The organism is Roseivivax lentus (genome assembly GCF_900156805.1).
GTDB lineage: Bacteria > Pseudomonadota > Alphaproteobacteria > Rhodobacterales > Rhodobacteraceae > Roseivivax > Roseivivax lentus.
Window position 1 is genome coordinate 366,165 of the sequence record NZ_FTOQ01000001.1, and the last position, 26,392, is coordinate 392,556.

Annotated in this window: 23 protein-coding genes; 14 read left to right on the forward strand and 9 right to left on the reverse strand. The window is 67.0% G+C overall.

Annotation, left to right across the window (positions count from 1 at the left end):
• Window positions 1-19 precede the first annotated feature (19 nt).
• The 6 genes from BW990_RS01690 (at window position 20) to BW990_RS01715 (ending at window position 7,335) form a co-directional block, all read left to right on the forward strand.
• Window positions 20-1,777, forward strand: coding sequence for a heparinase II/III family protein (locus BW990_RS01690; RefSeq protein ID WP_076444356.1), 1,758 nt, complete (start codon window positions 20-22; stop codon window positions 1,775-1,777).
• 11 nt (window positions 1,778-1,788) lie between these two features.
• Window positions 1,789-3,378 (forward strand): bifunctional phosphoribosylaminoimidazolecarboxamide formyltransferase/IMP cyclohydrolase, encoded by a 1,590-nt coding sequence (purH, locus tag BW990_RS01695; protein WP_076444358.1) that lies wholly within the window; start codon window positions 1,789-1,791, stop codon window positions 3,376-3,378.
• A gap of 92 nt (window positions 3,379-3,470) precedes the next feature.
• Window positions 3,471-3,950: a signal peptidase II gene (gene lspA, locus BW990_RS01700; protein WP_076444360.1), complete on the forward strand. Its 480-nt coding sequence runs from the start codon at window positions 3,471-3,473 to the stop codon at window positions 3,948-3,950.
• 32 nt (window positions 3,951-3,982) lie between these two features.
• Entirely contained in the window at window positions 3,983-4,516 is a 534-nt protein-coding gene (locus BW990_RS01705) for a DUF3035 domain-containing protein (RefSeq protein ID WP_143526039.1), read from the forward strand.
• Window positions 4,517-4,621: 105 nt separating this feature from the next.
• A complete protein-coding gene (locus BW990_RS01710; RefSeq protein ID WP_076444364.1) occupies window positions 4,622-6,004 on the forward strand; it encodes a M16 family metallopeptidase in 1,383 nt (460 codons plus the stop codon).
• The gene (locus BW990_RS01715; protein WP_076444366.1) at window positions 6,001-7,335 is read left to right on the forward strand and encodes a M16 family metallopeptidase; all 1,335 of its coding nucleotides are present in this window, start codon (window positions 6,001-6,003) and stop codon (window positions 7,333-7,335) included. The genes BW990_RS01710 and BW990_RS01715 overlap by 4 nt, the downstream gene beginning before the upstream one ends.
• 97 nt (window positions 7,336-7,432) lie before the next feature.
• Here BW990_RS01715 and dapA read toward each other — a convergent pair whose 3' ends face one another.
• Window positions 7,433-8,308 (reverse strand): 4-hydroxy-tetrahydrodipicolinate synthase, encoded by an 876-nt coding sequence (gene dapA, locus BW990_RS01720; RefSeq protein ID WP_076444368.1) that lies wholly within the window; start codon window positions 8,306-8,308, stop codon window positions 7,433-7,435.
• Between the two features lie 161 nt (window positions 8,309-8,469).
• Here dapA and BW990_RS01725 point away from each other — a divergent pair, with 161 nt between their 5' ends.
• Window positions 8,470-10,416 (forward strand): lytic transglycosylase domain-containing protein, encoded by a 1,947-nt coding sequence (locus tag BW990_RS01725; protein WP_076444370.1) that lies wholly within the window; start codon window positions 8,470-8,472, stop codon window positions 10,414-10,416.
• Here the strand turns inward: BW990_RS01725 and BW990_RS01730 are convergent.
• Both BW990_RS01730 and mnmD read right to left on the reverse strand, forming a co-directional pair.
• Window positions 10,390-11,256: a DMT family transporter gene (locus BW990_RS01730; RefSeq protein WP_076444372.1), complete on the reverse strand. Its 867-nt coding sequence runs from the start codon at window positions 11,254-11,256 to the stop codon at window positions 10,390-10,392. The genes BW990_RS01725 and BW990_RS01730 overlap by 27 nt on opposite strands.
• Window positions 11,253-11,927, reverse strand: coding sequence for a tRNA (5-methylaminomethyl-2-thiouridine)(34)-methyltransferase MnmC2 (gene mnmD / locus BW990_RS01735; protein ID WP_076444374.1), 675 nt, complete (start codon window positions 11,925-11,927; stop codon window positions 11,253-11,255). Before mnmD ends, BW990_RS01730 begins: the two co-directional genes overlap by 4 nt.
• Window positions 11,928-11,980: 53 nt before the next feature.
• Here mnmD and BW990_RS01740 point away from each other — a divergent pair, with 53 nt between their 5' ends.
• A complete protein-coding gene (locus BW990_RS01740; protein ID WP_076444376.1) occupies window positions 11,981-13,018 on the forward strand; it encodes an NAD(P)/FAD-dependent oxidoreductase in 1,038 nt (345 codons plus the stop codon).
• Between the two features lie 170 nt (window positions 13,019-13,188).
• On the opposite strand, the gene BW990_RS01745 is transcribed toward BW990_RS01740, so the two are convergent.
• On the reverse strand, window positions 13,189-15,045 hold the full coding sequence (locus BW990_RS01745) for a KpsE/RkpR family capsule polysaccharide export protein (RefSeq protein ID WP_076444378.1): 1,857 nt from the start codon (window positions 15,043-15,045) through the stop codon (window positions 13,189-13,191).
• Window positions 15,023-15,682, reverse strand: a complete 660-nt coding sequence (locus BW990_RS01750; RefSeq protein ID WP_076444380.1) for an ABC transporter ATP-binding protein — start codon at window positions 15,680-15,682, stop codon at window positions 15,023-15,025. The genes BW990_RS01745 and BW990_RS01750 overlap by 23 nt, the downstream gene beginning before the upstream one ends.
• Before the next feature lie 211 nt (window positions 15,683-15,893).
• On the opposite strand from BW990_RS01750, the gene BW990_RS01755 reads away from it, so the two are divergent.
• Entirely contained in the window at window positions 15,894-16,676 is a 783-nt protein-coding gene (locus tag BW990_RS01755; protein ID WP_076444382.1) for an MBL fold metallo-hydrolase, read from the forward strand.
• 78 nt (window positions 16,677-16,754) lie between these two features.
• On the opposite strand, the gene BW990_RS01760 is transcribed toward BW990_RS01755, so the two are convergent.
• The 4 genes from BW990_RS01760 to BW990_RS01775 form a co-directional block, all read right to left on the reverse strand.
• Window positions 16,755-17,060, reverse strand: a complete 306-nt coding sequence (locus BW990_RS01760) for a hypothetical protein (RefSeq protein ID WP_076444384.1) — start codon at window positions 17,058-17,060, stop codon at window positions 16,755-16,757.
• A 266-nt stretch (window positions 17,061-17,326) separates the two neighbouring features.
• Window positions 17,327-17,968 (reverse strand): GntR family transcriptional regulator, encoded by a 642-nt coding sequence (locus tag BW990_RS01765; RefSeq protein ID WP_076444386.1) that lies wholly within the window; start codon window positions 17,966-17,968, stop codon window positions 17,327-17,329.
• Window positions 17,965-19,125, reverse strand: coding sequence for an acetylornithine deacetylase (argE, locus tag BW990_RS01770; protein ID WP_076444388.1), 1,161 nt, complete (start codon window positions 19,123-19,125; stop codon window positions 17,965-17,967). Before argE ends, BW990_RS01765 begins: the two co-directional genes overlap by 4 nt.
• On the reverse strand, window positions 19,122-20,318 hold the full coding sequence (locus tag BW990_RS01775) for a M24 family metallopeptidase (RefSeq protein WP_076444390.1): 1,197 nt from the start codon (window positions 20,316-20,318) through the stop codon (window positions 19,122-19,124). Before BW990_RS01775 ends, argE begins: the two co-directional genes overlap by 4 nt.
• A gap of 427 nt (window positions 20,319-20,745) precedes the next feature.
• On the opposite strand from BW990_RS01775, the gene BW990_RS01780 reads away from it, so the two are divergent.
• From BW990_RS01780 to BW990_RS01800, 5 genes are all read left to right on the forward strand, one after another.
• Window positions 20,746-21,846, forward strand: coding sequence for an ABC transporter ATP-binding protein (locus tag BW990_RS01780; RefSeq protein WP_076444392.1), 1,101 nt, complete (start codon window positions 20,746-20,748; stop codon window positions 21,844-21,846).
• A 120-nt stretch (window positions 21,847-21,966) separates the two neighbouring features.
• The gene (locus BW990_RS01785) at window positions 21,967-23,070 is read left to right on the forward strand and encodes an extracellular solute-binding protein (RefSeq protein WP_076444394.1); all 1,104 of its coding nucleotides are present in this window, start codon (window positions 21,967-21,969) and stop codon (window positions 23,068-23,070) included.
• 130 nt (window positions 23,071-23,200) lie between these two features.
• The gene (locus tag BW990_RS01790) at window positions 23,201-23,488 is read left to right on the forward strand and encodes a DUF1330 domain-containing protein (protein ID WP_076444396.1); all 288 of its coding nucleotides are present in this window, start codon (window positions 23,201-23,203) and stop codon (window positions 23,486-23,488) included.
• 3 nt (window positions 23,489-23,491) lie between these two features.
• Window positions 23,492-25,198 (forward strand): ABC transporter permease, encoded by a 1,707-nt coding sequence (locus tag BW990_RS01795; protein WP_083950425.1) that lies wholly within the window; start codon window positions 23,492-23,494, stop codon window positions 25,196-25,198.
• Between the two features lie 3 nt (window positions 25,199-25,201).
• Complete coding sequence (locus BW990_RS01800; RefSeq protein ID WP_076444398.1) at window positions 25,202-26,392, forward strand: ABC transporter permease; 1,191 nt, start codon at window positions 25,202-25,204, stop codon at window positions 26,390-26,392.

Below are 26,392 nucleotides of genomic sequence, written 5' to 3' on the forward strand. Positions count from 1 at the left end.
GGGCCGCAAGAGGCAGGGCATGTCCATTCTGGAGCGCTGGCAGGCCGAATCGAGCCGCCTGCTGAACCGATATCATGCAAGGCGTGCGGCCCGGACGCGCGCCGCGACCGGGTTCGTGTCGCGCCCCGAACCGCGCAGCGTCGGCTCCTTCGCCCGCGGGCGGCAATTGTCGGCGGGCAACCTGCTGTTCGCGGGGCATCTCGTGCAGGCGCCGGGGCATTCGCCCTGGACCCTCGACGCGCCCGATGCCGCCTTCGAGGAGGAATTGCACGGCTTTCACTGGCTCGACGATCTCGCGGCCGTGGGCGAGCCGAAAAGCCGGCGCACCGCGCAGGCCTGGGTCTGGGACTGGATCGCGCGCTACGGGCGTGGGACCGGGCCGGGATGGACGCCGGAGCTCGCGGGGCGGCGGCTGATCCGGCTCATTCATCACGCGCTGTTCCTGCTCTCGGGCCGGACCTCAGAGCAAAGCGCGATCTTCTTTTCCGCGCTCGGAGCGCACGCGATCTTCCTGTCGCGCCGCTGGACCGCCAGCGCGCCGGGCCTCGGCCGGTTCGAGGCGCTGACGGGGCTGCTTTACGCCGGCCTCGCGCTCAAGGGCATGGAGGTCGAGGCGCAGCCCGCCCGCGCCGCGCTGGGGCGCGAATGCGAGACGCGGATCGACGCGCAGGGCGGCGTGGCCACCCGCAATCCCGCCGAACTTCTGGAGATCTTCACGCTGCTGACCTGGGCGCAAAGCGCGCTCGAGGAAGCCGATCAGCGCCCCGCCGAGGCCCACGAGGCCGCCATCGCCCGAATCGCGCCGACGCTGCGCGCGCTGCGCCATTCCGATGGCGGGCTGGCGCGGTTTCACGGCGGCGGGCGCGGGATCGACGGGCGGCTCGACCAGGCGCTGGCCGAATCGCGCATCCGCAAGCGGCAGGCCTCGGGCCTCGCCATGGGGTTCGCGCGGCTCTCGGCGGGGCGCACCAGCCTCATCGTCGATGCCGCCCCTCCGCCCACCGGCGCGGCGTCGTTCAACGCCCATGCCTCGACGCTCGCGTTCGAGCTGACCTCGGGCCGCCGCCCGCTCATCGTGAATTGCGGCTCGGGCGCTGTCTTCGGCGAAGCCTGGCGTCAGGCGGGGCGGGCGACGCCCTCGCATTCCACGCTGTGCCTCGACGGCTATTCCTCGGCGCGGCTGGGGCCCGCGGGCTTCGTCGGCGCGGCCAAGCGCGAGATGCTGGTCGACGTGCCGACCAAGGTGCCGGTCGAGATCAGCCGCGCAAGCGACGGGCTGACCTTCCAGGGGGCCCATGACGGCTACGTCTCGACCCACGGGCTGACCCATGCCCGCACGCTGGAGATGACCTTCGACGGGCGTGGCGTGGTGGGCGAGGACCTGCTGCTCGCGGTCGAAAAAGCCGAGAAGACGCGCTTCGACCGGCGCATGGATGCGGTGTCGCTGTCGGGCCTGCCGTTCCAGGTCCGCTTTCACCTGCATCCGGAGGTCGATGCCGAGGTCGATCTGGGCGGCGCCGCGGTGTCGATGGCGCTGCGCTCGGGCGAGATCTGGGTGTTCCGGCACGATTCGGACGCCGAACTGACGCTTGAGCCGTCGGTTTACCTCGAAAAAGGGCGATTGCGGCCGCGCGGGACGCTGCAGGTCGTTTTATCCGGCCGCGCGATGGAGTATGCGACCCGCGTCCGCTGGTCCCTCGCCAAGGCGCAGGAGACGGCGATTGCCATCCGCGACCTCGCGCGGGACGAGCCGGACGACGCGCCGACCGAGCCATAGCAGGACCTGACATGACCGATCTTCACCCCGTCCGCCGCGCCCTCTTGTCCGTCTCAGACAAGACCGGCCTGATCGACCTCGCCAAAGCGCTCGCCGCGCGCGGGATCGAGCTTGTCTCAACCGGCGGCACGGCCAAGGCCATGCGCGAGGCGGGGCTCACGGTGCGCGATGTCGCGGAACTCACGGGCTTTCCCGAGATGATGGACGGCCGCGTGAAGACGCTGCATCCGGCGGTGCACGGTGGCCTGCTGGCGCTGCGCGACAATGCCGAGCACACCGGCGCAATGGCCGAGCACGGCATCGCCGAAATCGACCTGCTGGTGGTGAACCTCTACCCGTTCGAAGCGACCGTCGCGAAGGGGGCGGACTACTCCGAGGCCATCGAGAATATCGATATCGGCGGGCCCGCGATGATCCGCGCGGCGGCAAAGAACCATGGTTTTGTCAACGTCGTCGTCGACACCGAGGATTACCAGCCGCTTCTCGATGAGCTTGCCGCCCATGACGGGGCCACCTCCTATGCCTTCCGCCAGCGGCTCGCGCTCAATGCCTATGCGCGCACCGGGGCCTACGATGCGGCGGTCTCGTCCTGGATGGCCAAGGCCCTGAATGAGCCCGCGCCGCGCCGCCGGGTGGTCGCGGGCACACTCGCCCAGACGCTGCGCTACGGCGAGAACCCGCACCAGGCGGCGGCCTTTTATACCGACGGCACATCGCGGTCGGGCGTCGCCACCGCGGAACAGCACCAGGGCAAGGAATTGTCCTACAACAACATCAACGACACCGACGCCGCCTTCGAGCTGGTCAGCGAGTTTGCCCCGGGCGACGGTGCGGCCTGCGCGATCATTAAACATGCCAATCCCTGCGGTGTGGCCCGCGGTGCGACCCTCGAGGAGGCCTATCGCCGGGCCTTCGATTGCGACCGCACCTCCGCCTTCGGCGGGATCATCGCGCTGAACCAGCCGCTGGACGGCCCCACCGCCGAGGCCATCGCGGAGATCTTCACCGAGGTGGTGATCGCGCCGGGCGCCGACGAGGCGGCCCGGCAGGTCTTCGCCGCGAAGAAGAACCTGCGGCTCCTGACCACGGACGGGCTCTCGGATCCGGCGGCGGGCGGGCTGACGCTGCGCCAGGTGTCGGGCGGCTTTCTCGTGCAGGACCGCGACAACGGGCGGGTCGGCGAATGGGAGCTGAAGACCGTGACCAAGCGCGAGCCCACGAAGGACGAGCTGCGCGATCTGCTGTTTGCCTGGACCGTGGCCAAGCACGTGAAGTCGAACGCCATCGTCTACGTCAAGGACGGCGCGACGGTGGGCGTGGGCGCCGGGCAGATGAGCCGGGTCGATTCGACCCGCATCGCCGCGCGCAAGTCGCAGGATATGGCCGAGGTGCTGGGGCTGCCCGCGCCGCTGACGCAGGGCGCCGTTGTGGCGTCGGACGCCTTCTTTCCCTTCCCCGACGGGCTGCTGACCGCGGCCGAGGCGGGTGCGACGGCGGTGATCCAGCCCGGCGGATCGATGCGCGACGACAAGGTGATCGAGGCCGCCGACGCGGCGGGCCTGGCCATGGTCTTCACCGGGATGCGGCATTTCCGGCACTGAGCGGGGATCGGGCCGCGGAGCGCGGCCCGGCTCGAGCGTATTTGGAAAGAGGCAGGGCGGGGCAGGATGCGCGACAGGAAAGGGCAGCTCTGATGCGGCTTTTGTGGTCCGTGGCGGCGGTGACGCTTGTGTTCGACCAGCTCACAAAGTGGTGGGTGGTGCACGTGATGGGGTTGGCCGGCAAGGGTCAGATCGATGTCTGGCCGCCCTTCATCCAGTTCCGCATGGCGTGGAATTACGGCATCAATTTCGGCCTCTTCTCGGGCCAGCAGGACACCACGCGCTGGGTCCTGATCGCCGTGGCCACGGGCATCGTGCTCTTCGTGCTGGTCTGGCTACGGCGCGACCCGCCGGGCCGGCTGGGGATGGTCGCGGCGGGGCTGCTGATCGGCGGGGCCGTCGGCAATGTCATCGACCGGCTGCTCTACGGGGCGGTGGCCGATTTCCTGAACATGTCCTGCTGCGGGATCGACAACCCCTACGCCTTCAACGTGGCCGATATCGCGATCTTCGCGGGCGCCATCGGGCTGGTGCTGTTCCCGGGTGCCGAGGCGCCGAAAAAGGCCCCGTGACCTTGCCGGGAAGTTGGGCTAATCAGGGGCATATGAGACGGAGATTGGCCATGCGCCGCGTGCATTTCGCAATATTGCTGTCGGCTGTGACGCTTGCCGCGTGCAGCAACGACACGCTGCGCACGCTCAGCCGGACCGACGGCACGCCCGAGGAATTTGGCATCGTGCCGAACCAGCCGCTCGAGCAGCCGCCCTCCTTCGCCGAATTGCCGCCGCCGCGGCCGGGCGGCACGAACCGCGCCGACCAGCAGCCCCTGGGTGATGCGGTCGCGGCCCTTGGCGGCAACCCGGCGGCGCTGAACGCGGGCGCTGTGCCTGCCGCCGATGGCGCGCTGTTATCCGCCGTGGGCCGCTTCGGCACCAACGGCAATATCCGCGCCGTGATCGCCGAGGAGGACGAGGCATTCCGGGCCCGCGCGCGGCTTTTCAACTGGCGCCTCGTGCCCGACAACGAATACGAACGCGCCTACCGCGCCCAGAGCCTCGATCCCTATCTCTGGCTCGAGCGGGTGCGCCAGCCCGGCGGCAACATCGCGACGCCCTCGGCGCCGCCCCCGGGCGGCTGAGACGGCCGCGCCGGATCACGGTCGCATTACATTTCCGCAAGCTTCGTTGATCTGCCGCCCTTCCGCCGTAATTTGTCGGCTGCCACTTCCCGAGGAGGCTCATTCATGAGACGCATCGCGGCTGCATCAGCGGCCATCTTGTTCTGGGCGCTTCCGGCCCTGGCGCAATCCATCGACGACGCCGTCACGACCTTCACGCTCGACAACGGCATGGAGGTGGTCGTGATCGAGGATCACCGCGCGCCGGTGGTCACGCATATGGTCTGGTACAAGGCCGGGGCCGCCGACGAGGCGCCGGGCGTCTCGGGTGTCGCGCATTTCCTCGAACATCTGCTCTTCAAGGGCACCGAGACGATGGAGCCGGGCGAATTCTCCGAGGTGGTGGCGGCCAATGGCGGCAGCGACAACGCCTTCACGAGCTACGATTACACGGGGTATTTCCAGCGCATCGCCACGGACCGGTTGGGCATGATGATGCAGATGGAGGCGGACCGCATGGTCAACCTTCAGCTCGACGGCGAGGATATCCTGACCGAGCGCGACGTCATCATCGAAGAGCGCAACCAGCGGGTCGAGAACAGCCCCGGCGCGCTGTTCGGCGAGGAACGCAACGCCGCGCTTTATCTCAACCACCCCTACGGCACCCCGATCATCGGCTGGAAGCACGAGGCCGAGGCGCTGACGCTCGAGGATGCGCTGGCCTATTACGAACGCTTCTACGCGCCCAACAACGCGATCCTGATCGTGGCGGGCGACGTCTACCCGGACGAGGTGCGCGCGCTGGCCGAGGAGCATTACGGCCCGCTGCCCGCCAATCCCGAGCTCGGCCCGCGGGTCCGGCCGCAGGAGCCGCCGCAGGGCGCGCCCCGCCGGCTGACCTACCGCGACCCGCGCGTGTCGCAGCCCTACGTGATCCGAACCTATCTCGCGCCCGAACGCGATCCCGGCGCGCAGGAAGAGGCCGCCGCGCTGACGCTGCTTGCGCAGATCCTCGGGGGTGGGCAGACCTCGGTGCTGACGCGCGATCTGCAATTCGAAAGCCAGATCGCGGTCTATTCCGGCGCCTTCTATTCCGGCACCGCCTATGACGACACCTCCTTCGGGCTGATCGTGGTGCCGCAGGAGGGCGTGTCGCTGGCCGAGGCTGAAGCGGCGATGGACGCCTCGGTCGCGCGCTTGATGGAAGAGGGCGTCGATGCCGAACAGCTGGAGCGGATCAAGTTCCAGCTGCGGGCGGAGCAGGTCTTCGCGCTCGACAGCTCGTCGTCGCTGGGCCGGCGCTATGGCGCGGCGCTGACCTCGGGTCTGACGGTCGAGGATGTGCAGGCCTGGCCGGGCATCCTGCAGGCCGTGACCGAAGAGGATATCCTCGAAGCGGCGTCCCGTGTCTTCGACCGCAACAAATCCGTGACCGGGTGGCTGATGGCGCCCGATACGGATGGCGGCGCCATCGCGCCCATCTCCGCCAGTCAAGAGGTGACGCAATGATCCGTATCGTGCTGACCGCCGCCGCCTGCCTCTGGGCCGCCGCGGCGAGTGCCGCCGTCGAGGTGCAGGAAGTGACGACCGAGGCGGGCTTCGAGGCCTGGCTGGTGGAAGAGCCGTCCATTCCCTTCGTCTCGCTTGAGCTGCGCTTCAAGGGTGGCGCGTCGCTCGATCCCGAGGGCAAGCGTGGGGTCACCAACCTGATGACCGGCCTTCTGGAAGAGGGTGCGGGCGACCTCGATGCGCGGGCCTTCGCGCAGGCGAAGGAGGCGCTGGCCGCGACCTTCCACTACGACGCGGGCGACGACGCGCTGGCGATCACCGCGCAGGTGCTGACCGAGAATCGCGACGCGGCCATGGCCCTGCTGCGCGAAAGCCTGCTGGAGCCGCGCTTCGACGCGGATGCGATCGAGCGGGTGAAGGCGCAGGTGATGTCCTCCATCCAGTCCGACCAGACCGACCCCGACGCCATCGTCGGCAAGGAGGCGATGCGCATCCTCTACGGCGATCATCCCTATGGCAGCGCCAAGAAGGGCACGACGGACAGCGTCGCGGCGCTGACCCGTGACGATATCGTCGCCGCCTGGCAGGCCGCTCTGGCGACCGACCGGGTCTATATCGCCGCGGCGGGCGACATCTCCGCCGAGGAGCTTTCCGCGCTTGTCGACACGCTGCTCGCCGGTCTGCCGAAAGTGGGCCCGGCGCTGCCCGACGCCGTCGAGGTCTCCACCGCGGCCGAGACCGTGGTTGTGCCTTTCGAGACGCCGCAATCGGTGGCGCTGTTCGGGCATCGGGCCATCCCGCGCGACGATCCGGATTTCTTCGCGGCCTTCGTGATGAACCAGGTGCTGGGCGCGGGCGGCTTCGAATCGCGTCTCATGGAGGAGGTGCGCGACAAGCGCGGCCTGACCTACGGCGTCTATTCCTACATCGCCAACCGGGATTATTCCGACATGATGATGGGGCGCGTCGCATCGGCCAATGACCGCATCGCCGAGGCCATCGCGGTCATTCGCGACGAGTGGCGGCGGATGGCCGAGGAGGGCGTCACCGAGGAAGAGCTGGAAGCGGCCAAGACCTTCCTGACAGGCGCCTATCCCCTGCGCTTCGACGGCAACGGGGCCATCGCCAACATCCTCGTGGGGATGCAGATGCAGGACCTGACGCCCGATTACATCGCGACGCGCAACGACCGCGTCGAGGCGGTGACGGTCGCGGATGTGCGCCGCGTGGCCGCGCGGGTGATGCTGCCGGAGGAGCTTCTGTTCGTCGTGGTGGGCCAGCCCGAGGGGCTGGAGGACGCCCGCGTGGTGGCGCCGGTGGTGACGCAGTAAGTCCCGCGATGATGCCGAATGCGAAAGGCCCCGGATCGTCTCCGGGGCCTTTTTGCGTTTTGTCAGTCACGATAAGACGGGATCGCGTCCAAAGACCTCAGTTCAGAAGCCCCGCGCTGCGCAGCCCGTCATCGACCTTCAGCCGCGTCTCCGCGGTCAGCGGCACCAGCGGCGGGCGAACCTCTTCGCCGCAGAGACCCAGCCGGTGCATAGCGTATTTCGCACCGCAGAGCCCCGGTTCGGTGAAGATCGCGTGGTGCAGCGGCATCAGCCGGTCCTGCAGGCTCAGTGCGCGGCCGTAATCGCCCGCAAGGCAGGCCTCCTGCAGCTCGGAACACAGCTTCGGCGCAACGTTCGCGGTGACCGAGATGCAGCCGACGCCGCCCTGCGCGTTGAACCCGTGCGCCGTGGCATCCTCGCCCGAGACCTGGATGAAATCCGGCCCGCAGGTGATGCGCTGGGCGCAGACCCGTGCGAGATCGGCGGTCGCATCCTTCACGCCGATGATGCGTGGCAGCTTCGCCAGCTCGCCCATCGTCACCGGCGACATGTCCACGGCGGACCGGCCGGGGATGTTGTAGATGATGATCGGCAGGTTGGTCTCGTCATGCAGCATCTTGAAATGCGCGTAGAGCCCGGCCTGGGTCGGCTTGTTGTAATAGGGGGTCACCACCAGCGCGGCATCGGCGCCCACGCTTTCCGCGTGCCGGATGAAGCGCAGCGCCTCGATCGTGTTGTTCGATCCCGCGCCCGCGATCACCGGAATGCGGCCCGCTGCCTGGGCGACGACCGTTTCGACCACCGCTTCGTGTTCCTCATGGCTGAGCGTCGGGCTTTCGCCCGTGGTGCCCACCGGCACCAGGCCATGCGTGCCTTGTTCGACATGCCAGTCCACGAGGCGTTTCAGCGTATCGAAATCCACCGCGCCGTCCTTGAACGGCGTGACCAGGGCAACCATCGACCCTTTGAACATGACACGCTCCTTTCATTTCGATTGCGCCCGGTATACGGGCGGATGATCCGAGGCTGTGAATTTTCCCGCGAAAGTGAGTTGCGGGGGCTGCGACAAGCCATATCCTCGGCGAGGTGTCTATCCATTCTCAGCGCGGAAATTGCAAGACGATGCTCAGCCCGATGCGTGCGATCTCGTGGGCGTTATGCCTTTGCCTGACGGCGACCATGTCCATGGCGCAGGAGGGCCGGGCGCTGGTGCGCGCCCTTGCCGACATGCGGGACGGCAACTGGGCCGCCGCGATGATCGAGGCCCGCGGCGACGGGCAGGAGGCGCTCGACATCATCCTGTGGCACTACCTGCGCGACGGGCAGGGCGATGCGCGGCAGGTGAAGGATTTCGTGGCCCGCAACGCCGACTGGCCCGGCATGCCCTATCTGCGCGAAAAGAGCGAGAAAGCCATCGTCGAGGCGAGCCACGAGGACGTGCGCGCCTTCTTCGACGGCCATCGCCCGCAGACCGGCACCGGGGCGCTGTCGCTCGCGCGGGCCTTCCGGCATTTCGGCGAAACCGGCGCGGCCGACGCCGAGCTGGTGCTGGCCTGGCGTACGCTGGCCCTGTCCGCCGAGGAACAGGCGGCATTTATTGCGGATCACGCGGAGCTTTTGCGCTCGCATCACGCAGCACGGCTCGACATGGCGCTCTGGCAGGGCTGGGAGGTCAATGCCCGCCGCATGCTGCCGCTCGTGTCCGAAGGGCGTCGCGCGCTGGCCGAGGCGCGGCTCGGCCTGGCCGATCAGGTTGCGGGTGTCGACACGCTGATCGCGGCGGTGCCCGAGGAACTCGCGGACGATCCGGGCCTCGCGCATGCCCGGTTTATCTGGCGCGCGCGCAAGGGCCGGGATGCCGATGCGACCGAGTTGCTGCTGGAACGCTCCACTTCGGCCATCGCGCTGGGTGAACCCGCCGCCTGGGCCCGAGAACGCCAGAACCTCGCCCGCACCGCGATGTATGACGGACGCCACGCCGAGGCCTACCAGATCGCCTCCTCGCATTACCTGCTGGGGGGCAGCGACTTCGCTTCTCTGGAGTGGCTGTCGGGCTACCTCGCGCTGCGCTTTCTCGATGATCCGGCGCGCGCGGTGCAGCATTTCACCGATTTCCGCGGCGCCGTCGATACGCCCATCTCGCTCGGGCGGGCGGGCTACTGGCTGGGCCGTGCGCTCGAGGCGCAGGGCGACGTGACCGGCGCCGACGGGGCCTATGCCTTCGGCGCGCAATACCAGACCTCCTTCTACGGCCTTCTGGCCGCCGAACGCGCCGGGCTTCCGTCCGAGCCGCGCCTCGATGGCAAGGAAGCCTTCCCCGATTGGCGAGGCGCGGAATGGACCGGGACCTCGGTATACCGCGCCGCGATGCTGCTGATGGCGGCGGGCGAGGATTGGCTGGCCGAGCGGTTCCTCACCCATCTGGCCGAACGGCTCGACCGGATCGGCATGGGTCAGATCGGCGCGATGCTGGTCGAGATGGAAAAGCCGCACATGCAGGTGATGCTGGGCAAGCGTGCCGCGCAGGCGGGCTTCGAGCTTCACGCGCCCTATTACCCGCTGCACCCGCTGGTGGAGCGCGACTTTCCCGTGCCCACCGAGATGGTCCTGGCCATTTCGCGTCGCGAATCGGAATTCGATCCGGTCGTGGTTTCGGGCGCCGGCGCGCGCGGGCTGATGCAGCTGATGCCCGGCACGGCGCAGGAAGTGTCGGGCTGGCTCGGCCTGCAATACGGGCTCGAGAAACTGACCGCCGATCCCGAGTTCAACGCGACCCTTGGCGCGGCCTACCTCGCCGATCTGGTGAAGACCTTCGACGGCAATGTCGTGATGGTCTCGGCGGGCTACAATGCCGGGCCGTCGCGGCCCATCCGCTGGATGCAGGAGCGGGGCGATCCGCGGCGCGGCGACATGGACGTGATCGACTGGATCGAGTTCATCCCCTTCTCGGAGACGCGCAACTACGTCATGCGGGTGGCCGAAAGCCTGCCGATCTACCGCGCGCGGCTCGGCCTCGATCCGCATCCCGTGCCGTTCTCGCAAGAGCTGGTGGGCTCAACCCTGTCGGCGCGCTCGCCATAGGGTAAAAAGCCCCGCGCCGACGATGATCGCGGCACCGAGCGCCACGTTCAGCCGCAGCGTCTCGCCAAAGACGAAGATGCCGAGCGCCGAGGCGAAGGGCAGTTGCAGATAGGCGAAGGGCTGCACGGCGCTCGCCTCGGCGGCCTCGTAGGCCTTGATCAGCGTCCAATGCGCGAAGGAGGCGGTCAGGCACAACAGCCCCATCCAGCCCCAATCGGCGCCGCTCATCGGCTCCCACCGCCAGATGCCGAGCGCGGTGGTGACCGCCGCGCCGACGACGCCGGTCCAGAAGAACGTGGTGGCCGCGCTGTCGCGCCGCGCCACGTAGCGATTGAGCAGGCCGTAAAGGGCGAACATGAACGCCGCCAGAAGCGGGATCGCCGCATAGGGCGAGAACACCCCGCCCGAGGGCTGCAGGATGATGAGCACGCCGACGAAGCCCACCACGATGGCCAGCGCCCGGCGCCAGCCCACATATTCGCCGAGGACCGGCCCCGACAGGACCGCGATCAGCAGCGGATAGCAGGCGAAGACCGCGTGGCTCTCGACGAGGCCCAGATAGACGAAGCCCTGCACCATCACGAGCACCTCGGCGGCCAGAAGCGCGGCGCGGAACATCTGCAGCCAGGGCTGTTCGGTGCGCGCCGCCGCCCGTATCGAGCCCGCTTGCAGCCGGGCCGTCGCGATCACGAAGGCCGCGAAGAACCAGTAGCGGATCATCACGACCATGTAGGTGTTGTAGGTCTCCGCGAGGTGCCGCGAGATGCCGTCCTGCATCGCGAAGACGAAGGTCGTCACGACCATCAGCCAGATGCCGCGCGTGGTGTCGTTGCCGGTCATGGCGCGGCCTTTCGTGCGACGGTCATGTGGCGCTTGCGCCCGTAGCCCGGGGCGCGCGTCACGGCAAAGCCCGCCTCGGCGAGGCTGCGGCGCACGTGACCGGCGGCGGAATAGCTCGCCGCGGTGCCGCCCGGCGCGGTGTGGGCCGCGACCTCTGACAAGAGCGCGGGTTCCCACAATTCGGGGTTCTTGGCGGGCGAGAAGCCGTCGAGATACCAGGCATCCGCCATGCCGTCCCAGCCGGGCAGGGTGACGCGCGCGTCGCCGCTCACCAGCGTGAAGTCGAGGTCGGGCAGGGCGATGCGCTCTGCGCCCGCGCGCCAGAACGGCGCCAGGTCCGCCGCGACCGCGGCGAGATCCGCAAAGGCCGATTGCGCGCGGATCATGTCCTCCGCGGGGATCGGGAAGGCCTCGAAGCTGGTATAGCGCAGCCGCCCCGCAAGGCCGCTCTCGCGCCAGGCCGCCAGCGTCGCCAGAAGGTTCAGCCCGGTGCCGAAGCCAAGCTCGGCCACGTGGAAGCCGTCGCCGAGGCGCGCCGGCAGGTCGTTGCCCGCGAGGAACACGTGCCGCGTCTCCGCCAGCCCGTCCTCGAGCGAGTAATAGGGATCGTCGAACCGCGTCGAGACGGGCACCTGCCCGTCGCGCCAGTCAAGGGACGCGTTCTTGTGCATCGGCCCGGGCCTCGGTTACTGCATGCGCCGAGATGTGCGGCAAAGGCGGGGCGATGGCAAGAGACGTCACCATCATGGGTGCGGGCATATTCGGCCTCTCGGTGGCCTGGGCCTGCCTGCAGCGCGGCGCGTCGGTGCGGGTGATCGATCCGGGCGGGCCGGGCGCCGGCTCCTCGGGCGGCATCGTCGGCGCGCTGGCCCCGCATGTGCCCGAGAACTGGAACGCCAAGAAGGCCTTTCAACTCGAGAGCCTGCTGATGGCCGAAAGCTGGTGGGCCGGGATCGCCGAGGCCGGCGGCGTCAGCCCGGGCTATGCCCGCGCGGGCCGCCTGCAACCCATCGCCGACGCGGCCGCGCTGGCATTGGCCCGCAGCCGCGAGGAAAGCGCCGCCGCGCTCTGGCAGGATCGCGCGGAGTGGCGGGTGATCGCGGCGGCCGATGCGGGCCCGTTCCGCCCCCACAGCCCGAGCGGGTTCCTGATCCACGACACGCTGACCGCGCGGCTGCATCCGGCCCGGGCCTGCGCGGAACTGGCGGCCGCCATCAAGGCGCGGGGCGGCACCATCGAGGCGGAGGGCAGTCCCTCGGGCGCGGTGATCTGGGCCACGGGCTGGCAGGGGCTCGCGGCGCTGTCGCAGGCGCTGGGCAAGTCGGTGGGCACCGGCATCAAGGGGCAGGCGGTGCTCTTGGATCACGACGCGCGCGCGGCGCCGCAGCTTTTCGCGGACGGGTTGCACGTCGTTCCCCATGCGGATGGCACGACGGCGATCGGCTCCACCACCGAGCGGGACTTCGACGCGCCGGACCGGACGGATCGGCAGGTCGAGGACCTCCTCGCACGGGCCCGCGCTGCGGTCCCTGCCTTGTCGGACCGGCCGGTTCTGGGCACTTGGGCAGGCGTGCGCCCCCGCGCGAAGACCCGGGCGCCGATGCTGGGGGCGTGGCCCGGCCGACCCGGGCATTTCATCGCCAATGGCGGTTTCAAGATCGGTTTCGGGATGGCGCCCAAGGCGGGCGTCGTGATGGCCGATCTGGTGCTCGAGGGACGCGATGCCATCCCGGACGGGTTCCGGGTCGAGGACAATCTGTAACCGGCTCCGCGAGAGGGTCGTGCCGGTCGCATCGCCGCGCCGGCGGCACGGCCCCTGAACGACGTCTTTGCGTATTTGACGAAGAGGCAGGACAGCCAGGCGCCCGCCCCCTGGCTTGCCTCTTGTTCAAATACGCGGCGCGACCCGTGGTGGCCGCGACGGCCCGCCCGTCAGCTCGAGACCTGCTCGCGCAGGATCGATGCGGTCAGCGAGATCATCAGATAGATGCCCGCGAAGATCAGGAAGGACAGGATGGTGTTCTCGAAGCTGCGCGGATAGCTCGGATCCTCCGACGGCACCGGCACCACCGACGTGGTCAGGTAACGCGCCTGGCTGTCGGCTTCGCGGCGGGCGCTTTCCAGCCGCTCCAGCGCCGATTGCAGCATCATGTCGCGCGTGGCCAGATCGGCTTGCGCCAGCTGCACCTGGATCGCGATCTCGGCCAGCGATTCCTCGCCCTGGGTGGCGGTGGTCATCCGGGTGTTCAGCGTGCCCAGCATGTTGTTCAGCCGCCGGATATCGCCCCGGACGCCATCGACGCGGCTCTGGTTCGGGCGGGCATTGTCGAGAAGCGCCTGCAATTGCAGTTCCTTTTCCTGGATCTGCATCTCGATCGTGTTCATCTGCCCACGCAGCGCGCCGATCTTGGCCTCGGGGTCGAGAAGCGCGTTCTCCTGCTGCAGCCGCACCAGGCGTTCCTGCGCCGCGATGCGCTTTTCCTCGGCCTCGATGAGACCCTGCTCGGCATCGGTGACCGCGTTCTCGCGCTTGCGCTGGGTCAGGTTGTCGACCCGTTCCTCGGCATAGTCGATCAACGCCTCGGAGAAGGCCGTGGCCGAGCCGGGATCGGCGGCGCGCACCTCCATGCGGATCACGCCTTCGGTCGGGTCGTAGCCGATCTCGACATTGCGCTTGTAGACCTTGTAGGCATCCTCGATCGAGCCCTCGGGGTCGAGCTTCTGGATCGGGTCGATCTGCGGCTGCGAGAAATGCGCCTTGAAGCCCGCATCCTCGTTGAGCCGCAGCATCGCGTCCTTCGAGGACAGGTAGGATTGCACCGCGATGGCGTCCTGGTTGGTGGCGAACTGGGTGCCCGACAGCAGGCCGCCCATGCCGGCGCCCCCGCCCCCGCCATCGTTCTTCAGGATCAGGAATTCGGACTTCGTGGCATACATCGGCGTCGCCACGGCGTAGAAATAATAGCCCGCGATGAAGGTCGGCAGCATCACGAAGAACGCCAGCCGCGCCATCAGCAGCGCGAAGCGGCGGCGGCGGCGCTTGCCCAGCTCGCGCTGCACGCGCTCGACCTCGAGGGCGCGCCGTTCGGAGGGGTTCATCGTCTCGGTCGAGGGCACCGGGGCCTTCTTCAGCGCGACGGTCTGGGGCAGCTTGACGCCGTCGCCCGCGGGCACCGGATCGGTGGTCCGGGTGCGGGCGGGCACCTGCGCCGGCTGGTCGTCGCCGGCGTTCTTGCGGGCTGCCTCGCCGTTGGTGCCGACCACGAGTTCCAGCATGTTGGCGCGCTGGAACGGATCGATGCCCTTCTTGCGCAAAAGCCGTACCGCGTCGAAATCGGAGGTGGGGGCGAGCCCGTGTTTCTGCGCCATGCGGCGGGCCATGCGCAGCTGGCGGCCGGTCAGGCCCTCCTGGCGGATCTTCTGGATGTCGGTCTCGCCCGCGATCTGGGCGGGGCTCGCCACCTCGCCCGACCGCGCGGCGGGGGCTTCGGTGGCGCCGGGGTCGGGTGCACCAGCCTCGGGGGCGGCGGATTGATGGGCCGGGTCATGGCGCGGCGCGGAGGCCGCGCCCGGCTGCCGGCTGTCCGACGATCCGCTCGCCGAGGATGCCGCCGCGCGCAAGGGGCGCTCCTGCGGGGCTTGGGGTGTCTGCGGGGCCTCGGGCCGGGGCGGCTGCGCGCGCGCCTCGACTTCGGAAGTGTCCGTGCCCGCGGTTGCGCCCGCCTCGAGGCGGGCTGCGCTTTCACTCCGGCGGATGCGAAACTTCTTAGCTTTGGGTTTCGTAGTCATAAAGCGCCTTGGCCTCTTCCAGAGTGTCGAACATGTGCAGATTGCCGTCCATCAGGACGCCCGCCTTCTTGGCGAATTTCTGCAGCAGTTCCGGGGCGTGCGACACGATCACCAGCGTCGCGCGCTGCAGCCGCTCGGCCAGCAGGTCGCCGGCCCGCTTGTTGAATTCCACGTCGGTCGAATTGGGCATGCCTTCGTCGATCAGGTACATGTCGAAATCGAGCGCGAGCAGGAGCGCGAAGCTGAACCGCCCCTTCATACCCGCCGAATAGGTCCCGAGCGGCTGGTCGAAATATTCGCCCAGATTGCACATCCAGCGGCAGAACGCCTCGACGTAATCGGGATCGAGCCCGTAGATCTTGGCGATGAACCGCGCGTTCTCGCGCGCCGAGATGCGGTTCACGACCCCGCCCATATAGCCCAAGGGGAACGAGATGCCGCCCTCGCGGCGGATGGTGCCCTCGTCGGGTTTCTCGAGCCCCGCCATCATGTTGACCAGCGTCGTCTTGCCGGTTCCGTTGGGCGCGAGGATGCCGATATTCTCCCCGCGCTCCACCCGGAACGAAGCCTGGTTCAGGATCACCTTGTGGTGCGATCCGGTCCAGAAGGACTTGCTGACGTTCTCGAACTCGATCATGGGCGGCTGCGGTCCTGCTCGGGCGGGATTGACCCCTGTTGCCGGAGACATAAGCAGTAAATTTGGTCAGATTATGACCCGATCCGGAAACAAAAGACAATTGCCGGGCGTTCAACGCGATGGATCAATGCTGCGCCCCGGGGCCGCGATTTGAAGCGCGCTCGGGCAACGCTACCTAGGGTCCAACTGAACGCATCGAACGGAGATTCCGATGACCCAGACACGCCGCACCTTCCTCGTCAGCGCCGCCGCGACCGCCGCGGGCACGACGATCATGCCCTTTGCCGCGATGGCCGCCGCGCATGCCTCGAACACCTTCGAAACGGGCGCCGGTGCGATCACCGTCCATCCGGTGGAGCATGCCTCCTTCGTGCTCGAAACGCCCGCGGGCGTCATCTATGTCGACACGGTGGGCGGGGCCGACAAATACGCCGACATGCCCGCGGCCGACATGGTGCTGATCACCCACGAGCACGGCGATCACTACAATGCCGAAACGCTTGACGCGGTTGTGGGCGAGGAGACGGTGCTGGTCACCAACCCCGCCGTCTACGACATGCTGTCCGAAGGCATGAAGGCCAAGGCGACCGCAATGGCCAATGGCGATGCGGGCGAGGCGATGGGCGTCGGCATCACCGCGATCCCCGCCTACAACACCACCGAGGACCGCGCGAACTTCCATCCCGAGGGGCGCGACAACGGCTATGTCCTCGATTTCGACGGTTTCCGCATCTACATCTCCGGCGATACCGAGGTCACCGACGAGATGCGCGCGCTCGAGAATATCGACCTGGCCTTCGTCTGCATGAACATGCCCTTCACGATGACCGCCGATGCCGCGGCCGAAGGCGTGAACGCGTTCCAGCCCGCGGTGGTCTATCCCTACCATTACCGCGGCCGCGATGGCGGCACGCAGGATCCCGAGGCATTCGCGTCGATGGTCGAAGGCTCCGAGGTCAAGCTCGGCGAATGGTATCCGAACGGCCTCGGCTGATCGCCCTTATGCGGTGACGACAGGAAAGACCCCGGCCGGTGGCCGGGGTCTTTTTCGCTTGGGGTCCGCGGGTGCGGATCACGGATCGAGGAGGAGCCCCGTCTCGCGGTTGAACCGCGCGCTGATCTGGCAGGGCAGGTGATGGCCGCGCCCGTCGAGATGGGCCTTGGCATGACATGCGGGACAGAGCGGCACGGGGACGAGGACGCGCTCCCCGGTTTCCAGATCGTAGGCGAATTCCTCGCCACAGACTTCCAGCCGGCGCCCTTTCGTCAGAAGCTCGGCCTGGGTCACACGGCATTCCCGGCACGCACCTTCCCTCAACGCCTCTTCATAGACGCTGCGGGTCACCTTCTGCTGAAAGTTGCAGGGATGTCCGGACATCGTTTCCTTTCCTTGGGCAGACTTCGCGAAGTCTGACCGATTCGGCGGCAAGGGCTTTTGAGTTGGAGCAATTTTTCCCGCCAGATATCAAGCTCATGTGACAGTTCCGCTGTAAATCCGGCCGTTTTGCGGTGCTGCGATGCGGCAAAGCGACAATGGACAGCGTTTCTTGGGCGATCGGATGGGCAGCGGGCCAAGGCGTCAGAGGCGGTGTCCGGAACCGGTCTTTCAGCGCGAGAGCGCCCGTGCCCGTTCCAACACAGCTCTCACCCCACCAGCCGACCGTAGGACATCGAGACATGCGCGCGGCGGACCAGTCCCGCGGCCTGGGCGTCGCCGGCCTCCAGCGCCGCGAGGGTCTCGCGGACCTCGGCGGCGAAGATCTCGCATTCCCGCGCGAGGTCGAGTGACGGGATGCGCGCCAGCCAGATGCGCGCGGTGCGCAGATAGAGCCGCTCCGCGATCTCGGCGAGGGGGGTGTTCGCGGTCAGCGTCAGGCCGAAGGTGAAGAAGGCGAGGTTCAGCTCCGCAAAGGCGCGCGGGTCGGGCGCGGCCTGCAGCGCGCGGGCCTCCTCGACAAAGGCGCGGGCGCGGTCGAGGACCTCCGGCGTGATCTCGCGCGGGGACAGGCGGCCCGAAAGCTCGGCCAGTTCCATCCGCAGCGCGTAGATATGGGCCAGTTCGGACGGCTCCACGTCGGTGACCAGCGTGCCGACGCCGTGGCGCGTCTCCAGCAGGCCCTCGTCGGCAAGCCGCGCGAGCACCCGGCGCAGGGGTGTGCGCGAGACGCCGAATTCCGCCGCCAGCGCCTCTTCGCCGAGCTTGGTGCCGGGCGGGTAATCCAGCAGGCAGATGCGCGTGCGCAGGGTCTCGTAAAGCCGCGCATGGCGGAGATCGGCGTCGCTCATGCCGCCAGCTGCGCGCTCAATCCCCGCAGCATGTCGAGACATTTGGCCAGCTGCGCCCGGCTGACGAATTCGTCGGGCTTGTGCGCCTGCGCGATGGAGCCGGGGCCGCAGACCACGACCGACATGCCCATTTCCTGGAACAGCCCCGCCTCGGTGCCGAAGGGCACGAGATCGACCGCGTTGGTGCCGGTCAGCTTGGCTACGAGGTCGCGGGCGGCATTTTCGGCCATCGGCTCCAGCCCCGCCACCTCGCCGATCACCTCGGTCACCACTTCGGCGTCGGGATGGACGCTGCGCATGGCGGGCAGCAGCTCGGTGTCGACGTATCTCCGGATCTCGTCCTTCACGAAGCTGGCGTCGAAGGGCTGGACGGGGCGCATTTCCCATTCGACCGTCGCGTGGCCCGGGATGACGTTATGCGCGTGCCCGCCCGCGAGCTTGCCGATATTGACCGTCGTCCAGGGCGGATCGAAGCGCGACGTCTCGGGCGCCATGGTCTTCAGTTGATCGGCCAGCAGCAGCAGCCGCGTGACGTAGAGAACCGCGTAGGAGACCGCGTTGACGCCAAGATCGGGCGACGATCCGTGCCCCTCGAGCCCGCTGAAGGTGGTGGTGTATTCGCAGCAGCCCTTGTGACCTTCGATGATGCGCATCTCGGTGGGCTCGCCCACGATGGCGATGGCGGGGCGCGCCTCGCGCTTTTTCAGCTCGGGCACCAGCGCCTGCGCGCCGAGGCAGCCCGTCTCCTCGTCATGGGTGAAGCAGAAATGCACGGGCCGCTTCAGCTTCGCCGCGGCAAAGACCGGCGCCATGGAGATCGCCGCCGCGATGAAACCCTTCATGTCGCAGGCGCCGCGCCCGTAAAGCGCATCGTTCCAGGCCGACATGCGGAAGGGATCGGTGGTCCAGTTCTGGTCGGTGACCGGCACCACGTCCGAATGGCCCGACAGCACGACCCCGCCCGAACGTTCGGGCCCGATCGTGGCGAAGAGGTTCGCCTTGCCGCCGGTGGCATCCGAATAGACGTCCACGCGGGCGCCCGAATCCTCCAGCAGCGTTGCCATGTGATCAATGAGCGCGCGGTTGGGCTCGGCCGACACGGTGGGATGCGCGATCAGCCCCGCGAGGATCGTCTCGGTCGTCCAGAGGTCGATCATGTCTTCACGTACATCTTGCGCGGGCGGTTGCAGAAGGTCTCGGCCGGGCCGTCCTCGGTGATGAGGATCGATTCGGTGATCTCGAGGCCCCAATCGGACATCCACAGGCCGGGCATGAAGTGGAAGGTCATGCCGGGTTCGAGGATGGTTTCGTCTTCGGAGCGGAGCGAGACCGTCCGTTCGCCCCAATCGGGCGGATAGGACAGGCCGATCGGGTAGCCGCAGCGCGCGCCGCGCTCGATGCCTGCGCTTTCGAGCGGCGCTGCGAGCGCATTGGCGATGTCGCAGGCGCGGTTGCCGGCGCGGGCGGCGTCGAGCCCGGCTTCCAGCCCCTCGACCAGCGCGGCCTCGGCGCGTTTGAAGATGTCCGACGGCTCGCCCAAAAAGATCGTGCGCGAGAGCGGCGCGTGGTAGCGGCGATAGCAGCCCGAGATCTCGAAGAACGTGGCCTCGCCTTCGTTGAAGGGCTGACCGTCCCAGGTCAAGTGCGGCGCCGCGGCGTTCGAGCCCGAGGGCAGCAGCGGCACGATGGCGGCGTAATCGCCCCAATGCCCGTCCGCCCCGTTCAGCGCGTCGCGGTAGACCTCGGCTACCACCTCGTTCTTGGGTACGCCCGGCTCGACCCGCTCCACCAGCCCGTCGATGATCTTTTCGGAGATCTTCGCGGCCCGGCGCATGAAGACCAGTTCCTCCTCGGACTTCACGCCGCGCTGCCAGTTCACCAGCGCCGTGGCGTCGATGAAGGTGGCGTTCGGAAGGTCTTCCTGCAGCGTCTGGAAGGCCTTGGCGGAGAAGTAGTAATTGTCCATCTCGACGCCGATGCGCGCCTTTTCCTGCCCCATGCCGATGATGCGCTGGGCGAGGTCCTGCATCGGGTGGCGGTCGGTCGATTGCACGTAATTGTCGGCATAGCCGATCACCCGGTCGTCCCCCATCCAGACCGTGCGCACGGCGCCGTTCGAATCCTGGTTGCGGCCCCACCAGATCGGGTCTGCATCCGGAAAGACCAGGAGCCCCTGGTGCACGTAGAAGGACCAGCCGTCATAGGCCGACAGCCACGCCATGTTCGAGGGATCGGTCACGAAGAGCAGGTCGACGCCGGCCCGTTCCATGGCCTGCCGGGTCTTTGCCAGCCGCCGTGTATATTCGGTTTCCGAAAAGGGCAGATCCTTGGTGAACCGGTGAAAAACCATATAAGCGCCTTTCGCGAGAGTCGTGTGTCTTGCCCTTCCGTCCTGTCTGATTGTGTACATCCCTGGCCAATCAAAAACGACATCACGCGTCGAAATCCCGGGATTGCGCTGAAAATCTTGGCATGTGTGACTGGGGGAACCCAGCAGAACATGCGGGTTGTGTACAACCTGTCTCGTCCGGGAGTGGCGGAAAAGAATCGCCCATTCCCTGCGCGTAGCGAAGCGTCGGCGGGAAATATTCCTGAAAAGGGGAAAAATTCAGCCGATTGACCCGACTTGCATATATTTTACGATCCAATTCACCTTGATCGCGGCTGTTTGTAGCGTCGGGCGGTCAAGGCAGTTGCAACATGGGCGCGCAGGCTATTTAGTTTGCTTAATCAAAAAGCGGGAACACACCGCGGGAAACAACACAGGGAGCCGAGTTTTGGCGCAAGCGGCTAGTACCGATGCGTTCGTCGCGTTCGAACGGGTGCAGAAAAGCTACGACGGCGAAACGCTTGTCGTGAAAGACCTCAACCTCTCGATGCCGAAGGGCGAGTTCCTGACGATGCTCGGGCCCTCGGGGTCGGGCAAGACCACGTGCCTGATGATGCTGGCAGGCTTCGAGACCGCCACTTACGGCGAGATCAAGCTCGATGGGACGTCGATCAACAACATCCCGCCGCACAAGCGCGGCATCGGGATGGTGTTCCAGAATTACGCCCTGTTCCCGCACATGTCGATCGCCGAGAACCTGTCCTTCCCGCTGGAGGTGCGTGGCATGTCCAAGTCGGACCGGGAAAAGAAGATCAAGCGCGCGCTCGACATGGTGCAGATGGGCGCCTTCGGTGGCCGCCGCCCGGCACAGCTTTCGGGCGGTCAGCAGCAGCGCGTGGCACTGGCCCGGGCGCTGGTGTTCGAACCGGAACTGGTTCTGATGGACGAACCGCTGGGCGCTCTCGACAAGCAGCTGCGGGAAACCCTGCAATTCGAGATCACCAAGCTTGCCCACGATCTGGGCATCACGGTGGTCTACGTGACCCACGACCAGACCGAGGCGCTGACCATGTCGGACCGCGTTGCCGTCTTCGACGATGGCCGCATCCAGCAGCTGGCCCCGCCCGATGAGCTTTACGAGAAGCCACAGAACAGCTTCGTCGCGCAGTTCATCGGCGAGAACAACACGCTGCAGGGCGTGGTCGAGGAGATCAACGGCAACAGCTGTGTGGTGAAGCTCGATTCGGGCGACATCATCGACGCGGTGCCCGTGAACGTGTCCAAGAAGGGCGAGCGCACCAAGGTGTCGATCCGCCCCGAGCGCGTGGAATTCAACAAGGAGCGTCTGAAGGAGGACGCGCACCTGCTGAAGGCCACGGTCAAGGAATTCGTCTATATGGGCGACATCTTCCGCACCCGCCTTTCCGTGGCGGGCAACGACGATTTCGTCATCAAGACGCGCAACGCGCCGGACCAGCGCAGGCTTCGCCCCGGCGAAGAGCTGGAAATCGGCTGGTTGCAGGAAGATTGCCGCGCGCTCGACGCGTGAGACCGGAACACCCTGGACGCGCTTCGGCGCGGGCCAGGGGTGCCATGAGGGTTCGAAGGTCGACCCCGTGACCAGCGGACCCCTTCAAAGCAAAAAACGGGAAACCTAGGGAGACTATTGATGAAGTTTTCGAAAACACTTCTCACGACGACGGCCCTGACCGTGGGGGGCGCAGCCGCGTTCGCCGCCGGTCACGGGAACATGGCTGACAGCATGACGCTGGTCAGCTGGGGGGGTGCCTACCAGTCCAGCCAGCAGCAGGCTTATGTCGAGCCCTACCAGGAAATGAACCCGGACGTGTCCGTCAGCTGGGATGAAAGCTCGGCCGAGGCCGTGGCCAAGCTGCGCGCCATGAACGAAGCCGGCAACGTGACCTGGGATCTGGTCGACGTCGTGGCCGCGGACGCCATCCGTCTCTGCGACGAAGGCCTCGCCATGGAGGTCGATCACGACGAGATCCTCGCAGCGGCGCCCGACGGCACCGATGCGTCCGACGATTTCGGCGACCTGATCGTGTCCGACTGCTACATCCCGCAGATCGTCTACTCGACGACCTTCGGCTACCGCACGGACATGGTGCCGGAAGGCGTCGAGGCGCCGAACGACATCTGCGACGTGTTCGACCTGGAGACGTACCCGGGCAAGCGCGCGCTGGAAAAGCGTCCGATCAACAACGTCGAGTGGGCGCTGCTCTGTGACGGCGTCGCCAAGGAAGACGTCTATGACGTGCTGGCCACCGAAGAAGGTCAGGACCAGGCGCTCGCCAAGCTCGACACCATCAAGGACGAAGTGATCTGGTGGTCGGCCGGCGCGGACACGCCCCAGCTGCTCGCAGACGGCGAGATCTTCATGGGCTCGACCTATAACGGTCGTCTCTTCTCGGTTATCGAGGAGCAGGGCCAGCCCGTGGGCATGATGTGGGACGCGCAGGTCTTCGACCTCGACGGCTGGATCATCCCCGCCGATCTGCCCGAGGATCGTCTTGCCCGCGTGCTGGACTTCGTGAAGTTCGCGACCGACACGCAGCGTCTCGCGGACCAGGCCAAGTACATCTCCTACGGTCCCGCGCGTGCATCCTCCGCACCGCTCGTGCCGGAGAACATGAAGCAGCACATGCCGACCGATCCGGCGAACGCGCAGAACACGTTCCTCTACAACTACGAGTTCTGGGCTGACTACCGCGACGACATCGACGCGAAGTTCCAGTCCTGGCTGGCGCAGTAATCTGCATCTGCGGCGGGGCATCGTCCCGCCGCATCCGAACATGGGGCCGGGCGGCGTGTCGCCCGGTCTCGAACCCGAAGAACAAGCGGCCAGAGATGCTGCGGACATAACAGGGATGGGATAGGGCCGGATGCCCAAAGGTTACATCATCGCGCATATCACGGTGAACGACCCCGACGCCTACCGGGAATACGTCGAGCGCGACACACCGATCCTCGAAAGCCATGGCGGACGCTTCATCGTCCGGGGCGGCGAGGCCGAGGTGGTCGAGGTACGCTCCGAATCCCGGCATGTCGTCATCGAATTCCCAAGCTATGAGGCGGCCCGGACCGCCTACAACGATCCCGCCTATCAGGAGGTCGCCGAGATCCGGCGTCGGACTGCAACAAGCACGATCATCCTCGCAGAGGGGGCCTGAGCCATGACTGACGCAACCAACGATCCCGCCGCGACCGCAGGGCCGACACCCGATCAGGCCCGGCGCGCCGATGCCGCCGACCGCGCAGCCGGCGCACCGATGCTGGCCGCCGACGGCACGCCGCTGAAGAAATCGCTCGCCCGGTCCCTGCGGATCCAGAAGGCCCGCGCACTGATGCTGGTCGCGCCGCTTCTGATCTTCGTGCTGGTGACCTTCATCGCGCCCATCGGCGACATGCTGTTCCGCTCCGTCGAGAACCAGATCGTCTCGGAAACCCTGCCGCGCACCACCGCGCGGATCGACCAGTGGGACGCCACTTCCGGCGATGCGCCGGACGAGCAGATGTTCGAGGCGCTGTTCTACGACCTCTTCATCGCCGAGGCCCGCAAGGAGCATACCCGCCTTGGCACGCGTCTGAACTACGAACAGACCGGCATGTCGTCGCTGTTCCGCCGCTCGGGCCGGTCGCTCGACGACATTTCGGACGTCTATCTCGACCAGTTCGAGGACCTGAACGAGGCCTGGGACGAAGGCCGCCCCTGGGCCGAGCTGATGGGCGAGCCCGACTGGATCGCCGATCAGGAAGAATTCGACGCTGCCGAGGCCGAGGGCCGCATGCCCGCCTTCCGGGTGCGCGACGAGATGCTGGAGCTTCTGCCCCGCGCCGCCGCCACCTACGAGACCTTCGCGCGCTTCGCCCAGACCGAGGACGAGGACAGCCCGCTCGAGGAAGAGCCCTGGGGCCTCGTGCACACGGCGCTTTATTACGACCTGATGGAGGCGGATGTCTCGGGCTATAACGGTCCGCAGGCGGCGCTTCTGAAAGAGGCCGACGCGGCCGTCGCCGAATTCGAGACGGTGAATTTCAAGGAAGGCATGCTCGCCATCGACAAGGACTGGGGCTCGGTCGAGACCTGGACCACGCTGCAGATGTATTCGCCCGATTACACTTCGGGTTACTTCCTGAACGCGGTCGACATGCAGAAGACCGCGGACGGCCCGGCCCTGCGGGACGCCGATGAACGCATCTACGGGCTGCTCTTCAAGCGCACGCTCTTCATGTCGCTGGTCATCACCTTCAGCTGCATCGCGCTGGCCTATCCGGTCGCCTACCTCTTGTCGAACCTTCCCGCGCGCACGGCGAACCTTCTGATGATCCTCGTGCTCTTGCCGTTCTGGACCTCGCTTCTGGTGCGGACCTCGGCGTGGAAGGTGATGTTGCAGCAACAGGGGGTGATCAACGATGTCCTCGTCTGGCTGGGCATCGTCGCCGATGACAGTCGATTGGTGATGATCAACAACCAGTTCGGCACGATCGTCGCCATGACGCATATCCTGCTGCCCTTCATGATCCTGCCGATGTATTCGGTGATGTCGACGATCCCGCCCTCCTATGTGCGCGCCGCGAAATCGCTGGGCGCGACCAACTGGACGGCCTTCTGGCGGGTCTATTTCCCGCAATCGGTGCCGGGCATCGGCGCGGGCTCGATCCTCGTCTTCATCCTGTCGATCGGCTACTACATCACGCCCGAGATCGTCGGCGGCACCACCGGTACCTTCATCTCGAACCGGATCGCCTATCACATCTCGTCATCGCTGAACTGGGGCCTCGCGGCCGCGCTCGGCTCGATCCTGCTGGTGGTCGTCCTCGTGCTCTACTGGGCCTATGACCGCATCGTCGGCATCGACAACGTCAAGCTGGGAGGCTGAACCATGAGTGATGTCGTTCTTACCGAAGCGAAGACCCAGCCCATCGGCTTCACCGCCGGCGTGGTCGGGGCGGCGGGCGCTTTCTTCGGCCTCTTCGTCGGCACCGCGCAAGGCTCGGGCCTTCTCGGGATCGTGCTCGGGGCGGTCATCTGCGGCGCGCTCGCGGTGCTGGCGGTCCAGATCCTCGGCACCGAGATGGAGAAGACGTTCAAATACGCCCTGATCGCGGTCTTCGCCGTGGCGGGCTTCCTCTTCGGGCAATTGCCGGGACTGATCGTGCTGGGCCTCTTCGGCTGGTTCCTCGGCTGGTTCATCTACTGGATCGGCCGCCGCCGCTACCGTGAGAAGCTGGTGCCCTACCTGACCGGCGGGCAGGTGCTGTGGCATTACACATTCCGCGTTCTCTGCGGCGCGATCCTGGTGTTCCTGATCACACCGATCCTCGTGGTGATGCCGCTGTCGTTCAACGCCGAGGACTTCTTCACCTTCACGCCCGAGATGCTGCGCCTCGATCCCGAGGGCTACAGCCTCAAGCATTACCGCGACTTCCTGACCAATTCCGAATGGACGAGTGCCGTCTGGAACTCGGTGCGCGTGGCCCCGGTGGCGACGCTGATCTCGGTGACGCTGGGCACGCTCGCGGCGATCGGTCTGTCGCAAAGCCACGTCCCCGGACGTCAGGCGATCATGGCGATCCTGATCTCGCCGATGATCGTGCCGCTCATCATCTCGGCCACCGGCATGTACTTCTTCTACTCGAAGATCGGCATCGTCGGCACCTATTGGGGCGTTGTTCTGGCCCACGCGGTGTTGGGCATTCCCTTCGTCATCATCACCGTGACGGCGACGCTGGTGGGCTTCGACAAGAGCCTCGTGCGGGCCTCGGCCAATCTGGGCGCGAACCCGGTGCGGACCTTCTTCAAGGTGCAGATGCCGCTCATCCTGCCTGGCGTGATCTCGGGCGGCCTCTTCGCCTTCATCACCTCGTTCGACGAGGTGGTCGTGGTGATCTTCATCGGCTCTGCCGAGCTGCAGACGCTGCCCTGGCAGATGTTCACCGGCCTGCGCGAGCAGATCTCGCCGACCATTCTGGCGGCGGCGACGATCCTCGTCTGTATCTCGATCTGCCTTCTGGCCACGGTCGAGGTGCTGCGCCGCCGCTCCGAACGCCTGCGCGGCCTGAGCCCGAGCTGA